14 protein-coding genes are annotated in these 13,797 nt (G+C 66.6%); 7 read left to right on the top strand and 7 right to left on the bottom strand.

Annotation, left to right across the window (positions count from 1 at the left end; all coding sequences use genetic code 11):
* From holA to AB1K63_RS11270, 4 genes are read right to left on the bottom strand one after another with little or no spacing between them, the layout of a single operon-like run.
* Complete coding sequence (holA, locus tag AB1K63_RS11285) at positions 1-1,032, bottom strand: DNA polymerase III subunit delta (protein WP_366960251.1); 1,032 nt, start codon at positions 1,030-1,032, stop codon at positions 1-3.
* A complete protein-coding gene (gene lptE / locus AB1K63_RS11280) occupies positions 1,029-1,541 on the bottom strand; it encodes an LPS assembly lipoprotein LptE (protein ID WP_366960250.1) in 513 nt (170 codons plus the stop codon). The genes holA and lptE overlap by 4 nt, the downstream gene beginning before the upstream one ends.
* A complete protein-coding gene (gene leuS, locus AB1K63_RS11275) occupies positions 1,541-4,063 on the bottom strand; it encodes a leucine--tRNA ligase (RefSeq protein ID WP_366960248.1) in 2,523 nt (840 codons plus the stop codon). The genes lptE and leuS overlap by 1 nt, the downstream gene beginning before the upstream one ends.
* 22 nt (positions 4,064-4,085) lie before the next feature.
* The gene (locus tag AB1K63_RS11270; protein ID WP_366960247.1) at positions 4,086-4,532 is read right to left on the bottom strand and encodes a DUF3576 domain-containing protein; all 447 of its coding nucleotides are present in this window, start codon (positions 4,530-4,532) and stop codon (positions 4,086-4,088) included.
* Between the two features lie 326 nt (positions 4,533-4,858).
* Here AB1K63_RS11270 and AB1K63_RS11265 point away from each other — a divergent pair, with 326 nt between their 5' ends.
* The 6 genes from AB1K63_RS11265 (at position 4,859) to AB1K63_RS11240 (ending at position 9,327) form a co-directional block, all read left to right on the top strand.
* Positions 4,859-5,620, top strand: coding sequence for a hypothetical protein (locus AB1K63_RS11265; RefSeq protein WP_366960246.1), 762 nt, complete (start codon positions 4,859-4,861; stop codon positions 5,618-5,620).
* A gap of 121 nt (positions 5,621-5,741) precedes the next feature.
* The gene (gene phbB / locus AB1K63_RS11260) at positions 5,742-6,464 is read left to right on the top strand and encodes an acetoacetyl-CoA reductase (protein ID WP_366960245.1); all 723 of its coding nucleotides are present in this window, start codon (positions 5,742-5,744) and stop codon (positions 6,462-6,464) included.
* A gap of 13 nt (positions 6,465-6,477) precedes the next feature.
* Positions 6,478-7,323 (top strand): hypothetical protein, encoded by an 846-nt coding sequence (locus AB1K63_RS11255; RefSeq protein ID WP_366960244.1) that lies wholly within the window; start codon positions 6,478-6,480, stop codon positions 7,321-7,323.
* A 95-nt stretch (positions 7,324-7,418) separates the two neighbouring features.
* Positions 7,419-8,228: an alpha/beta hydrolase gene (locus AB1K63_RS11250; RefSeq protein WP_366960243.1), complete on the top strand. Its 810-nt coding sequence runs from the start codon at positions 7,419-7,421 to the stop codon at positions 8,226-8,228.
* Between the two features lie 40 nt (positions 8,229-8,268).
* Entirely contained in the window at positions 8,269-9,075 is an 807-nt protein-coding gene (locus AB1K63_RS11245) for a TerC family protein (protein ID WP_366960242.1), read from the top strand.
* On the top strand, positions 9,076-9,327 hold the full coding sequence (locus AB1K63_RS11240; RefSeq protein ID WP_366960241.1) for a ribbon-helix-helix domain-containing protein: 252 nt from the start codon (positions 9,076-9,078) through the stop codon (positions 9,325-9,327).
* Here the strand turns inward: AB1K63_RS11240 and AB1K63_RS11235 are convergent.
* A complete protein-coding gene (locus AB1K63_RS11235) occupies positions 9,321-9,545 on the bottom strand; it encodes a hypothetical protein (RefSeq protein ID WP_366960240.1) in 225 nt (74 codons plus the stop codon). The genes AB1K63_RS11240 and AB1K63_RS11235 overlap by 7 nt on opposite strands.
* Positions 9,546-9,618: 73 nt before the next feature.
* Positions 9,619-10,902: a UDP-N-acetylglucosamine 1-carboxyvinyltransferase gene (gene murA / locus AB1K63_RS11230; protein WP_366960239.1), complete on the bottom strand. Its 1,284-nt coding sequence runs from the start codon at positions 10,900-10,902 to the stop codon at positions 9,619-9,621.
* Between the two features lie 86 nt (positions 10,903-10,988).
* Between murA and AB1K63_RS11225 the strand changes: the two genes are divergently transcribed.
* A complete protein-coding gene (locus tag AB1K63_RS11225) occupies positions 10,989-11,876 on the top strand; it encodes a UTP--glucose-1-phosphate uridylyltransferase (RefSeq protein WP_366960237.1) in 888 nt (295 codons plus the stop codon).
* 79 nt (positions 11,877-11,955) lie between these two features.
* Here AB1K63_RS11225 and AB1K63_RS11220 read toward each other — a convergent pair whose 3' ends face one another.
* Positions 11,956-13,755 (bottom strand): flotillin domain-containing protein, encoded by a 1,800-nt coding sequence (locus AB1K63_RS11220; RefSeq protein WP_366960236.1) that lies wholly within the window; start codon positions 13,753-13,755, stop codon positions 11,956-11,958.
* Positions 13,756-13,797: the final 42 nt, after the last annotated feature.

Genomic DNA, 13,797 nt, shown 5'->3' with positions numbered 1-13,797 from the left:
TCAGCGCCGCGGAACGGCGGCGCGCGCGATTTCGGTCAGGCCCTGGGCCAGCAGCAGCTCCGCGCTCTGGCTGTTGCCGAGCAGCTCGCGGTGCAGCGTCATCAGCTTCTCGACCAGCCGGTCCAGCTTGCGCCCACGCCAGATGCGCAATTGCGCGGTCAGGTCGCGCTCGTCCTTCCAGAAGACGCCCAATTGCGCCTTTTCCCCCCGACCGAGCGACTGCAGGTTGCCGCGCGGTCCCAGCTTCATCGCCAGCCGCGCCAGTTGCGCCGCACGCCGTTCGAACGCCAGCAGCAGTCCCACGGGATTGAGCGCCAGCTCGCTCATCCGCCGCAATTCTGCCTGCAGCTTGCCGGTTTCGCCCGACAGCACCGCGTTCACGACCGGCATGAACCCGTCGTCCTCGGTCGTGGCGGCAATGGCGTTCAGGTCCTCGACGCTCGCCTTCCGGGGCGAGAGCGGCGACGCGTCGCAATAAAGCGCCAGCTTTTCCACCTCGGACCGGGCCAGCCGCACGTCCAGCCCCGCCCCGCGCGCGATCCGTTCCGCGATGTCCCCGTTGAGCGCCAGCCCCGCCCCGTCCGCCATCCGCCGGACCGACGCGGTGACGGAGGCAAGGTCGGGCGGCCAGAACATCGCCACCAGCGCATCGTCGCGCTTTTCCAGCAGCTTCGCGGTGCGCGATTTGTCGGTCGCGGAGGACGCGACGATCAGCACCGGGCACGGCTCGCCCTGGCCTTCCAGCAGGTTTGCGACGGCATCGTGCGCCTCGTCGCCCTGTACCCGCACATGGATGTGGCGCGTGCCGCCGAAGAGGGAGGAAGAACGTGCCTCGTCGCCCAAGAGGACGGGATCGCTGCGCAGCTGCGCGCCCGTCATGTCGATCCGCTCGCCCGCCTCGTCCAGCGCCTCGATGACCGCCTGCGCCGCGGCGGAGGCACCGGCCTCGTCCGGACCGCAGAAGAAGAAGACGCGGGCCGATTTCGCGAACCGCGGGGCGGAAGCTGGGAAGTCCTTCTGCGTCGCCTTCACGGCGTCGTCTGGCGCGCACGCAGCGTCAGCGCGACCTGCGCGACGATCCGCTGGGCCACGTCCTGCGCAAGGTTTTCCAGGGCGCGCTCTTCTGCCGCGATGGTCGCGTATTCGCTGCTGACCACGTCGATCCCGGCATCCGAACCGGCCGTCTGGTCGATCACGATCGATCCGTCGGTCAGGTCGACCAGCTGGTAACGGGCGCGCAGGGTACGCCTTTCCCGCCCGACCGTGTCGTTGGCGAGCACGCCCAGCGCTTCCAGCCGGTCGTCCAGCCGCACGTCGAGCCGGTAGCGCGCCGTTTGCCCGTTGCCCGCCGCCGTCAGGCGATCGGTCAGCGCATTCTGCATCAGCCAGCCTGCACGGCCTTCGATCGGCGCGACATCGACTGCGGCCAGTCCCTGCGCAACCGCGCCGTTGCCGCCGCCGGCATACATCGGCTGCAGCCCGCACCCGGCCAGCGCCAGTGGCGCGATCAGAGCCAAGAGGAAGGCGGACGGCGTTCGCATCAGGTGACGATATTGACCAGACGGTCCGGGACGACAATCACTTTCCGGATCTGCGCCCCGTCGATGCTGCGCTGCACGTTCTCGCTCGCGAGGGCCGCTGCTTCCAGGTCTTCCTTCGAAAGGCCCTTGGCGACCGTCAGCGTATCGCGCAGCTTGCCCTTGTGCTGGACCGCGATGGTGACCTCGTCGTCGACCAGCAGTGCCGGGTCCACCTCCGGCCAAGATGCCTGCGCGATCAGGCCGCCCTCGCCGATCGCCTGCCAGGCCTCTTCGGCCAGGTGCGGCATCATGGGGCTTGCCATCAGCAGGACCGACCGTATCGCGTGGTTGCGGCTCGCCGAACTGTCGGCCTTCTCGATCGCGCCGACCAGTTCGTAGAGGCGTGCGACGGCCTTGTTGAAGCCCAGCGCCTCGATGTCCTGCGCGACGGCGGCGATGGTCTGGTGCGTCTTGCGGGCGAGCGCCTTGTCCTCGCCGCTGGCGCCCTCGTCATACTGGCCGAACAGGCGCCACAGGCGCTGGACGAAGCGCCAGCATCCCTCGATGCCCGCCTCCGACCACGGCAGGTCGCGTTCGGGCGGGCTGTCGCTCAGCATGAACCAGCGCACCGCGTCCGCGCCGTATCGCGAGACGATGGTGTCCGGGTCGACCACGTTCTTCTTGGACTTGGACATCTTCTCGACCCGGCCCGCCGTTACCGGCGCGCCGTCATCGATGCGGATCCAGTCGTCCCCGTCCTTGCGCACTTCGCCGGGCGAAAGCCAGCTGCCGTCGCCCGCCTTGTAGGTCTCGTGCGTGACCATTCCTTGCGTGAACAGCGAGGCGAAAGGCTCCTGCAGGTCGACCATGCCGACATGCGCCAGCGCGCGGGTCCAGAAACGGGCGTAGAGTAGGTGAAGGATCGCGTGCTCGACCCCGCCGATATACTGCTCGACGGGCAGCCAGCTGGCGATCTCGCCCGCGTCGAACGGACGGTCGGCGGGCTGGCTGGCGAAGCGCAGGAAGTACCACGAGCTGTTGATGAAGGTGTCGAGTGTATCGGTCTCGCGCTCGGCCTCCCCGCCGCAGTCGGGGCAGGTGACGTGCTTCCAGGTCGGGTGGCGTTCCAGCGGATTGCCGGGCGTCGCGAAATCGACATCCTCGGGCAATTCGACCGGCAACTGGTCCACCGGCACCGGCTGCACGCCGCAGGCCTTGCAGTGGATGAAGGGGATCGGCGTCCCCCAGTAACGCTGGCGTGAAACGCCCCAGTCGCGCAGGCGCCAGACGGTCTTGCCCTCGCCCCAGCCTTCGTCCTGCGCACGGGCGATGACTTCTGCCTTGGCGGCTTCCACGTCCATGCCGTCGAGGAACTGCGAGTTGACGATCACGCCCTCTCCGCTCTCCGCCTCGCCGGCAAGCGGGGCATCCGCCTCGTCCGGGCTGGCCGCGACGACGCGCGGGATCGGCAGGTCGTACTTGGTCGCGAATTCGTAATCGCGCTGGTCGTGCGCGGGCACGCCCATCACCGCGCCGGTGCCGTAATCCATCAGCACGAAGTTCGCGATGTAGACCGGCAGGTTTTCGCCCGTGAAGGGATGCTTCGCGGCGATCGGCGTGCGGTAACCCAGCTTCTCAGCCGTCTCGAGCTCCGCGGCGGTCGTCCCGCCGCGCTTGCATTCCTCGATGAAGGCGGCCGCGGCCGCATCTTCGCCTGCAAGGCTTTGCGCGACCGGATGATCCGCGGCCACCGCCACGAAGCTGGCGCCGAAGATCGTGTCGGGACGCGTCGAATAGACCGGCAGCCGCTGCCCGCTGGTCAGTTCGAAGGAGAATTCCAGGCCCTGCGACTTGCCGATCCAGTTGCGCTGCATCAGGCGGACCTTGTCCGGCCAGTCCTCCAGCGTGTCGAGCCCGTCCAGCAGGTCGCCGGCGAACTGCGTGATCTTGAGGAACCACTGGTTGAGCTTGCGCTTCTCGACCTCGGCGCCCGAGCGCCAGCCCTTGCCGTCGATCACCTGCTCGTTGGCGAGCACGGTCATGTCGACCGGGTCCCAGTTGACCTGGCTTTCCTTGCGATAGACGAGGCCGGCTTCGTACAGCGCCAGGAACAGCGCCTGCTCGTGCCCGTAATATTCGGCGTCGCAGGTCGCGAATTCGCGACTCCAGTCCAGCGCGAAACCCAGCCGCTTCAGCTGCGCCTTCATCGTGGCGATGTTGTCGCGCGTCCATCCGCCCGGATGCACGCCCTTTTCCATGGCGGCGTTTTCGGCCGGCATGCCGAAGGCGTCCCACCCCATCGGGTGAAGCACCTCGTGCCCGGTCATCGCCTTGTAGCGCGCCAGCACGTCGCCCATCGTGTAATTGCGTACGTGGCCGATATGGATGCGCCCCGAAGGATAGGGGAACATCTCGAGCACGTAGCTCTTGGGCCTGTCGCTGTTGCTGTCCGCTTCGAAGCAGCGCGCCTCGTCCCACGCCGCCTGCCAGCGCGGTTCCGCCTGCTCCGGATCGAATCGGTTTTCGAACCGGCTCTCGCTCATGGTGCCCCCGCCTTTCGCGGTATCAGATCGCCTGACGGCGCAGCGTGCGCGCCTTGGTCAGGATGATGTCTTCCAGTTTCTGTACGGTCGCGGCCTGCACGGGCGCATCGACCCAGCTGCCGTTCTGGTTGACCTGGCGGCTCGCCGCGACGCGCAGGGCGTCGGCGCGAAGGTCCTGGTCAAGGATCGAGACGGTGAGCTTCACCCGCTCCGCCGGATTGCGCGGATTGGCGTACCAGTCGGTCACGATCACGCCGCCCGCGCTGTCGGTCTGCAGCAGAGGCGCGAAGCTGATCGTCTCGAGGCTGGCGCGCCAGAGATAGGAATTGACCCCGATCTGCGTCACGTTCGCCGCAGCGAGATCCGCCCGCGGACGGTCGGCACCGCCGCACGCGGCGAGAGCGGCCAGGGCGGTTCCGGCAAGGCCGATACGGGCAAGGCGCGGAAGGAAGGTCTTGGAAAGGGCCATCGAGATATCCAGCCAGAAAATGACAAGGGTTTGCTACACGGCCCCTCTATCGCGCCATATTGCAGGCGGCAAGCAGGGCGGGACCGATTGGCGCAAAGGCGCCTCCGGCGCGTGAACCGCCACTGAATAGTGCCTTCAGCGCCGGCTCGCGTGTGTGCCAGTTGCAACACTGCGCAAGGAGTCTGCGCCCCGGGACCCTAAATGGATGGTCAAAGCCGCTTGCTTCGACTTATCAACAAGGTCCGGTGCCTTCTCGGGTGCCGACGAGTCGCTCAGGAACGGTTCACCGTGACTGCGGTTCAAGGGGGGAAGGAAACGCAGGTATTATGAGCAGGAACCGGAAAATCGGGACATTCGCGAAAGGCGGCGCGCTCGGCGCGACCACCGCCGGCTTCGCGCTGCTCGCCTCCCTCGCGGCCGGGTCCGCCTTCGCATCCGATTCGGCCGATGTCGCACGCCCGATCCTCGATTTCGTCCAGTTCACGCCCGCCTCCATCGATCCCGTCGAAGCCGCTCGCGTCAGCCAGCAGCTGCGCGCAGGCGGCGTCGCCACGCGTTTCACGCCGGCCCGCACAGAAACGTCGGGCGAGCGGACCGTGACGGTCGCCGTCCGGGTGGACGAAGCGACCGCCAAGGTCTTCGAACGCCGCCGTTCCTCGACTTCCGGCATTCCCGATACGGTCGGCACAGGCGGCGCGACGCGCATCGCCGCGCTGCAGCCTTCAACCTACAATCTCGGCATCGCGCGCGGTTACAAGAGCTTCGCCCGTCCGGCGCAGCTGCCCGATTCGGTCCGCAAGATCGAAGGCATGCCGGACCTGTCCGAATTCCGTCCCGACAGCGGCACCGACCGCCCGGGTCGCCTGCAGCCGCGTATTTCGCTGGAGCAGGAACGCCAGGCCGGACGTTCGCCCCGAACGATCGAGGATGCTTCCGACCAGTCGGTCGATGTGGGCGGGTCCTACCGCGTCACGCGCAATATCGACGTGACCGCAGGCGTGCGCGTTTCGCAGGAACGCAACCGCATCGTTCCGGACGAGGCGCAGGACAATCAGGCCGTCTATGTCGGGACCCAGTTCCGCTTCTGACCGGACCGCCAGTCGAAAACGCACAAGGCCCCGCTTCGGCGGGGTTTTTCTTTGCCTTGTCCAATCCCCTTTCGTAGCGTGACGTTACGGAAGGCATAGAAACAATTGAAAGGGACTGAGGATGGCGAGGGTAGCAATCGTGACCGGGGGTACGCGCGGTATCGGCAAGGCGATCTGCCAGTCGCTGCAGGCGCAGGGCCACACGGTGGTCGCCAACTATGCCGGCAATGACGATGCCGCGCGCAAATGCGCGGACGAACTCGGCATCGAAGCCTACAAGTGGGACGTGGGCGACCACGAAGCGACGATGGAAGGCTGCGCGAAAGTCGCCAGCGAAGTCGGCCCGATCGACATCGTCGTGAACAATGCCGGGATCACGCGCGACGGCACGCTGCACAAGATGAGCTTCGACGACTGGAACGACGTGATGCGCGTCAACCTGGGCGGGTGTTTCAACATGGCCAAGGCATGCTTCCCCGGCATGCGTGAGCGCCAGTGGGGGCGGATCGTCAATATCGGCAGCATCAACGGGCAGGCGGGCCAGTACGGGCAGGTGAATTACGCCGCCGCCAAGTCCGGCATCCACGGCTTCACCAAGGCGCTGGCGCAGGAAGGCGCGCGCTACAACGTGACTGTGAACGCGATCGCCCCGGGCTACATCGACACCGACATGGTCGCGGCCGTGCCCGACAACGTGCTGGAGAAGATCGTCGCCAAGATCCCCGTCGGCCGCCTCGGCAAGGCGGAGGAAATCGCGCGCGGAGTCGCCTTCCTGTGCAGCGACGAGGCCGGCTTCGTCACCGGCTCCACCATGAGCATCAATGGCGGGCAGCACATGTACTGAGAGGGCCGGTTCGATGTTCAGATCGCTCGCCGCGCTGGCCGCGCTCGGCGCGGCAAGCGGCCTGACCGCGGGAGAGCAGGGTTATCTCCTGCAATACGAATACGAGACCAGCACGCAGGAGGTCTCGGGTCACGGTCAGTCGAGCAGTGGCGGCACGCAGTCGCTGGCGGAACATGCGATTGCGACCACGGCCGAGGGACTGGAGATCGAATATTCGATCCCGGGCGATCCGGACGAGGTGCGCGGGAACGACATGTGGATGTACCCCGCGCGCGTTCTCGTGAGGCCGGACGGTTCGAAGCGCCTGCTCAACGAGAGCGAGATAATTGCGCGGCGGGACCTGTGGCTGGACGAGGCGGGCTGGACGAAGGAGCAGTGCGGGCGATGGCTGTTCACCTGGACGGCCGTGAAGATCGAATGCGATCCGCAGGCCGTGCTGGAAAGCATCGAAGGTTACGGCCTGAGGCCCGCGCCGTTGCGGCCGGGTACGCAGTTCGAACTGCCGGAGTATGGAATCAGCGGCCTGCTGGAAGACCGTGGAACGCGTAATGGTCGACAGGTTCTCTTCCTGTCCGCGCCGGTCGATCCGCAAACCGTCCGCGATCAGGAAGCGCGCACGAGAGAGATCGTCGCCGAAATAAGTGGCGGAACGCTTCCCGTCGATGACACTTCATCGGGATCGGAAATCGACGCGTCCGGCACCATCGAAATCGAATTCGAAATCGACGAAGCCGGCCTTGTGTGGAAGAAGACCGAAACGGTCGAAATGCTGGTGACCGGCCTCGACCGTGGCGATGAAGAACGCACCGCCAAAAGGACCCTGACGCGCATTCCGGCGGCAGAAGCCGATTTCGAATAGCGCGCGGCAAACGCCTGCGACTGGGCCGCCCCCCCGGTTCATCTGTCATACGGGTCGCCTGGCGCCTAAGGGGATCTCTTGAAGGGGGGACGGACATGAATTTCGTGCGCAAGTGGGTTCTGGCCATCTCGGCCTTCGCGGCGCTTCAATACGCCGCGCCGGCCGCGGCACAGGGCAAGGTGTACGAACCGGTTTCGCTGGCCGATACCGAGGTGACGTACGCCGGCGAACCGCCGCAGGCCGTGCGTACGACCACCGCCGAGGGGCTCGAATTGGAAGGCGCGTACTGGCCGGCGGCGGAAGGCGTGGACCAGCTGGTCGTCGTCTTCCACGGGAATTCCTACAACCATCTCGTCATGGCCGTGCGCGCGGAACCCTTGCGGGTGGGCGGGCGCGGCGTCCTCGTCGCGTCCTATCGCGGGTTCGGGGACAATCCTGGCAAGCCGTCCGAAGAAGGCCTGTACCGCGATGCCGAGGCATGGCTGGCCAAGGCGCGCACGCTGCATCCCGACGTCCGCCTGTACGCGTTCGGCTTTTCCATGGGCGGGGCGGTCGCGCTGGAAATGGCGAGCCGCAACGAGTTCGCGGGCGTCGCGACCCTCGGCGCGTTCACCAGCCTGCGCGATGCGGCACCGGCCCTTGCGCGCCCCTTCATCAAGGAGCGCTACGACAACCGCGAGAAGATCGCCCGGGTCAGCGAGCCCCTGCTGCTGATGCACGGGACCAAGGACGAGGTGGTCGATTTCGACCACGCGGCGAAGCTGGAAAAGGCGGGCGGGCCGAACGTCACGCGCGTCAACCTGACAGGCGGCACGCACTGGGTTCCGCTGGACGGCATCGCCGCGCGGATCTGGCAGGCGTGGGAGGCATCAGAAGAGAATGTGGCCGGGTCCACCGACAAATAGAGACTTGCGATAGGCGCGCCGCGCGATAAGCGCGAAAGCGATGGATATTCTCGCCCTCCTGTCCGACCCCGCGGCCTGGCTCGCTCTGCTGACCCTGATCGCGCTGGAAGTGGTCCTGGGCGTCGACAACCTCATCTTCATCGCGATCCTGTCCAACAAGCTGCCCGAGCACCAGCAGGAAAAGGCGCGGCGCATCGGCCTGATGCTGGCGTTGGTCATGCGAATCGGGCTGCTGCTGCTGATCGGCTGGATCGTCACGCTGCAGACGCCGCTGTTCGATCTCGGCATCCAGGGGCCGCCGGTCGAAGGGACCAACAAGGCCAGTTTCGAAACCGCCTTTTCCGGGCGCGACCTGATCCTGCTGGCGGGCGGGCTGTTCCTCCTCTGGAAGGCGACCAAGGAAATCCATCACGCGGTCGAACCGGCCGACAATAGCGGTGACTTGCTCGACAAGACGCCTTCCGTCGCCAAGGCCGCGACCGCCACTTTCGGTGCCGTGATCGCCCAGATCATCGCCATCGACCTCGTCTTTTCGATCGATTCGATCCTGACCGCGGTCGGCATGACCGACCAGATCCCGATCATGGTCGCCGCGGTCGTCATCACGGTCGGCATCATGCTGGTCGCCGCCACGCCGCTCGCGAAGTTTATCGAGAAGAACCCGACGCTGGTAATGCTCGCCCTCGCCTTCCTGGTGATGATCGGTCTCGTGCTGATTGCCGACGGCTTCGGGTTCCACGTGCCCAAGGGTTACATCTACGCGGCGATGGGTTTCTCCATCGCAGTGGAACTGCTCAACATGGTGCAGCGCAATCGGCGGACGAATGCGGCCGCGGAAGGTACCTGATTGGGAGGCGCAGCCTACCATCCTCCGGCGAAGCGATCGGTCGAGATCGCAGGGCACAAGACGTCCGTGAGTCTGGAGCCCGTGTTCTGGACCATGCTGCGCGAGGCGGCGGAGCGTGAGGGCGTGCCGATCAACGCGCTCGTCGCGCGGATAGACGAAGAACGGATCGCCTCGCCAACCCCGCCGGGGCTGGCAAGCGCGATCCGTCTGTGGCTCGTCGAGGAGCTCAGGGCCGGACGGCCCGGTCAGTAATTGGCGGGCGGATCGCTCGCCGGATAGGTCTCGTCGAGTTCCTCGTCCGTCTTGCTCATCTTATCGTGGGTGCGGGTCGCATCGGACCCTGCATTGCGGAACGCGCCTTCGGGCTCGCCCTTGGCAAAGGCGACGCCGTTGTTGTCGCGCTTCTGCTGTTCGAAATACTTGAACGCGCCGTAGCCCAGCGCGCCCAGTGCGGCCAATCTCAAGATCATTGTCCTGTTCCTCCTTGCGGACACTCTTCCCCTTCAACTCCGCAAGCGGGGGAAAGGTCCACTTAACGAAGGTCTATTCGTCGCCGATGCGCTCCACTTCGGCGCCGAGCAGGGCGAGCTTCTCTTCCAGCCGCTCGTAACCGCGATCGAGGTGGTAGAGGCGCTTCACCTGCGTCTCCCCTTCGGCGGCGAGCCCGGCGATCACCAGGCTCATCGAGGCGCGCAGGTCGGTCGCCATCACTTGCGCCCCGGTCATTGACGGCACGCCCTTCACGATCGCCGTGCGGCTTTGCACGTCGATGTCCGCTCCCATGCGCGCCAGTTCGGGTACGTGCATGTAGCGGTTCTCGAAAATCGTCTCGGTCAGGACGCTGGTGCCTTCCGCGCGGCACAGCAGCGCCATCAACTGCGCCTGCATGTCGGTGGCAAGGCCCGGGAACGGCGCGGTGGAAAGGTTGACGGCCTTCAGCGGGCCGTTGGCCGCGACGTCTATGCCGGTCGCATCGGTCTCGACCTCGATGCCGATATTGCGCAGCGCATGGATGGTGGAGAGCATGTCGTCCGCCTTCGCGCCGTCCAGCCGCACCTGCCCGCCGGTGATCGCCGCGGCGCAGGCGTAGGAGCCCGCCTCGATCCGGTCCGGCATCACCCGGTAGGTCGCGCCGTGCAGCCGCTTCACCCCGTGGATCGTCAGGTCCGACGTGCCGATCCCCTCGATCTGCGCGCCCATCGCGACCAGCAGGTTGCACAGGTCCACGATCTCCGGCTCGCGCGCGGCGTTGTTGAGGCGGCTGGTCCCGTTCGCCAGCACCGCCGCCATCAACGCGTTCTCCGTCGCGCCCACGGATACCACGGGGAAATCGTAGTCCCCGCCCGGCAAGCCGCCATCGGGCGCGCGCGCCTTCACATAACCTTGCGCCAGTTCGATTTCCGCGCCGAAGGCTTCCAGCGCCTTCAGGTGCAGGTCGATGGGCCGGTTGCCGATGGCGCAGCCGCCGGGCATCGACACGGTCGCCTCGCCCGCGCGGGCCAGCATCGGGCCCAGCACCAGGACGGACGCGCGCATCTTGCGCACCAGGTCGTAGGGCGCGACGGTGCTGGTCAGCCGCGTCGCCTCGTATGTCACCACCCGGCCGAAATCCTCCGGCCGCCCGCCGGCGATGTTCACCGACACGCCAAACTGCGTCATCAGGTGCTGGAACCCGTCGATATCCGCCAATCGCGGCAGGTTGCGCAGCGTCAGCGGCTCGTCCGTCAGCAGCGCGCAGGGAATGAGGGTGAGCGCGGCGTTCTTCGCGCCGGACACGGGGATCGTGCCCGACAGGCGCTTGCCGCCGATGATGCGTATCTTGTCCATCGCGGCGGTTTAGACAAAATTGCTTTTTGAGCAAGGCGAGCGGTCCGCCCTTGCCGCGCCGCGTGCCCCTGCTTACCCCCGAAGCCATGAGCAGCCCGAAACCGATCAAGAAAGCCGTCTTCCCCGTCGCGGGTCTCGGCACGCGCTTCCTCCCCGCCACCAAGGCCATTCCCAAGGAAATGCTGCCGATCGTGGACCGCCCTCTGATCCAGTACGCGGTGGACGAGGCGCGCGAGGCGGGGATCGAGCAGATGATCTTCGTCACCGGGCGCGGGAAGACCGCCATCGTCGAGCATTTCGACGTCGCCTACGAGCTCGAGGACACGATGCGCGAGCGGGGCAAGGACCTGGGCGTGCTGGAATCGAGCCGCTTCGTCCCGGGCGACATCATCACCGTGCGCCAGCAGGTGCCGCTGGGCCTCGGCCATGCGATCTGGTGCGCGCGCGCCATCGTCGGGGACGAACCCTTCGCGATCTTCCTGCCGGACGAGCTGATGATCGCAAGGCAAGGCGGCGGCACCGGATGCATGAAGCAGATGGTGGATGCCTACGCGCAGACCGGCGGCAACCTTATCAGCGTACTGGAAATCCCGCGCGACCAAGTGAGCAGCTACGGCGTGATCGACCCGGGTGCGCAGGTGTCGGACACGCTCACCGAAGTGACCGGGCTGGTGGAAAAGCCCCCGGTGGATCAGGCGCCCTCGAACAAGATCGTCTCGGGCCGCTATATCCTGCAGCCCGAAGTGATGCGGGTGCTGGAAGACCAGGAAAAGGGCGCCGGCGGGGAGATTCAGCTGACCGACGCGATGGCCCGCATGATCGGCACCCAGCCCTTCCACGCCGTCACCTTCGACGGCCGCCGCTACGATTGCGGCAGCAAGACCGGCTTCGTCGAAGCCACCCTCGCCCTCGCCATGGAGCGCGAGGACATGGGCGACGAGGTCAGGGCCATCGCCCGGCGCCTGCTGGGCTAGGCCGGCCGGACCGGTGGCCGGGATGGACTTGCGGGCAACCGCCCATCCCCGGCCGCTATCGAACCGCTTGCGCTAACCGTCAGTCGGACAACGCCTCGGACTTGCCATCCGGCGCATCCTTTCCGTCGGATTTGGACTTCGCTTCGGAGGGCCGGTCCTCCTTGCGCTGGGACAGTGCGCGCGAAGGCGTTTCGGACCTGGGCTTGCCTTCGGTGCGGGACGGCTTCGCGTCCTTGCCGTTCGCATCGCTGGCCGCTTCGCGCACAAGTCCGCCCAGCGAACTGCCGTCGAGGCCCAGCTCCTTCATCAGCCCGTCGAGGACCGGCGCCTGTGCCCGGTAGGCGAGGGCCGCGCTGACCGCATCGGTGGCGAGGTTGCCGCCGCTGCCGCCGCCATTGTGCACACCGGACCCGTCCGCCGCGCTGCGGCCGCCGTTCGTGAGGCCGTCCACCTGGACGATCTTGATCGAATCGATCGCTTCCATCGGCTTGGCGCTTTCGCGCACCAGCTCCGGCAGAACTTTCAGCAGCGCGAGCTTCGTCTGTAGGCTGATCTGGTCCATCGACAGGATGTTGGCGGCCTCGTTGATGGCGCGCTGGCCCGCGGCTTCGACTTCGAAGCGCACCCGCGCGGCTTCCGCGCGCAGCTTTTCCGCTTCCGCCTCGCCCTCGGCCTCGCGGCGGATCGCCTCGGCGCGGTTGGCTGCCGCGTCACGCTCGGCCTCGGCATCGACCTTGATCTTGATCGCGTCGCGCTCGGCCTGCTTGGCCGCTTCGATCAGCTCGATCTTCTTCTGTCGTTCGGCGATTTCGCTTTCGCGCGCGGTCGCCACCTGTTCTTCGGCCTGGACCGCCTTGGCACGGGCCTCGTCCGCTTCGGCCTTGGCCTGGCTTTCCTCGCGGCTCTTGTTCTGCACGGCGATCTGCTGTTCCTGCCGGGCGATCTCGAGCGCGCGGACCTGGTCGATCCTAGCTTCCTCGACCAGCCGGTCGGCTTCGATCTGCTGCGCATCGACCAGCTTCTTCGCTTCGATCCGTGCGGCATCGGCCTCGCGCTGGCGTTCGGCCTGCTGGCTGGCGATTTCCGACATCTGCGCGGCGCGGCGCACCTCGACCTCGCGCTCCTGCTCCAGCCGGGCATATTCGGTGTCGCGGCTGATCTGGAAGCTGCGCGCATCGGCCTCGAGGTTCTTCGCTTCCATCTGCACGCGCGTGTCCTGCTCGATATCGTTGCGCAGCTTCTTGCGCGCCTCGATCTGCTCGGTCAGCTTGGTCAGGCCCTCGGCGTCGAAGGCGTTGTTGGCGTTGAAATGCTCGATACTGGTCTGGTCGAGCCCGGTGAGCGAGACCGATTCGAGCTCCAGCCCGTTCATGGCGAGGTCGTTGGAACTGACCTGCTGCACCTTCTGCACGAAATCGGCCCGCTGCTCGTGCAACTCGTTCATGCTCATGCCCGCCGCGACCGAGCGCAGCGCGTCGACGAACTTGCCTTCGACCAGATCCTTCAGCATTTCCGGCTGCATGGTCCGCTGGCCCAGCGTCTGCGCCGCCATGGCGATCGCGCCCGCATCGGGCCGCACGCGGACGTAGAACTCCGCCTTCACGTCGATCCGCAGCCGGTCGAGCGTGATCAGCGCCTCGCTATCGCGCCGGATCACCGACAGGACGAGCGTGTTCATGTTGACCGGCATCGTCTCGTGCAGCACCGGCAGGACCAGCGCGCCGCCGTTCATCACGACCTTCTCCCCGCCGAAGCCGGTGCGCACGAAGGCGGTTTCCTTGCTCGCCCGGCGGTAGAGCCGGGTGATCGTGAACACGATCAGCAGGAACAGGAACAGCGCGGAGCCGGCCCAGATCGCAATGTCGGTCAGGTTTTCCATTCATCCTCCGTGATGCGGCAAGGGTGCAGCGTATAAATGTCG

Origin of the sequence: Qipengyuania sp. JC766 (assembly GCF_040717445.1) — a bacterium.
In the GTDB taxonomy this organism is placed as follows: Bacteria; Pseudomonadota; Alphaproteobacteria; order Sphingomonadales; family Sphingomonadaceae; genus JC766.
Note: the sequence above shows the minus strand (reverse complement) of the source record. Positions and strands in the feature narration are given on the sequence as shown.

Bases quoted from the DNA above. Each gene is read 5' to 3' on its own strand.
- leuS (WP_366960248.1), bottom strand. From the start codon at position 4,063: ATGAGCGAGAGCCGGTTCGAAAACCGATTCGATCCGGAGCAGGCGGAA.
- AB1K63_RS11250 (WP_366960243.1), top strand. From the start codon at position 7,419: ATGAATTTCGTGCGCAAGTGGGTTCTGGCCATCTCGGCCTTCGCGGCG.
- AB1K63_RS11255 (WP_366960244.1), top strand. From the start codon at position 6,478: ATGTTCAGATCGCTCGCCGCGCTGGCCGCGCTCGGCGCGGCAAGCGGC.
- AB1K63_RS11245 (WP_366960242.1), top strand. From the start codon at position 8,269: ATGGATATTCTCGCCCTCCTGTCCGACCCCGCGGCCTGGCTCGCTCTG.
- lptE (WP_366960250.1), bottom strand. From the start codon at position 1,541: ATGCGAACGCCGTCCGCCTTCCTCTTGGCTCTGATCGCGCCACTGGCG.
- AB1K63_RS11235 (WP_366960240.1), bottom strand. From the start codon at position 9,545: ATGATCTTGAGATTGGCCGCACTGGGCGCGCTGGGCTACGGCGCGTTC.
- phbB (WP_366960245.1), top strand. From the start codon at position 5,742: ATGGCGAGGGTAGCAATCGTGACCGGGGGTACGCGCGGTATCGGCAAG.
- AB1K63_RS11270 (WP_366960247.1), bottom strand. From the start codon at position 4,532: ATGGCCCTTTCCAAGACCTTCCTTCCGCGCCTTGCCCGTATCGGCCTT.
- murA (WP_366960239.1), bottom strand. From the start codon at position 10,902: ATGGACAAGATACGCATCATCGGCGGCAAGCGCCTGTCGGGCACGATC.
- AB1K63_RS11225 (WP_366960237.1), top strand. From the start codon at position 10,989: ATGAGCAGCCCGAAACCGATCAAGAAAGCCGTCTTCCCCGTCGCGGGT.
- AB1K63_RS11220 (WP_366960236.1), bottom strand. From the start codon at position 13,755: ATGGAAAACCTGACCGACATTGCGATCTGGGCCGGCTCCGCGCTGTTC.
- AB1K63_RS11265 (WP_366960246.1), top strand. From the start codon at position 4,859: ATGAGCAGGAACCGGAAAATCGGGACATTCGCGAAAGGCGGCGCGCTC.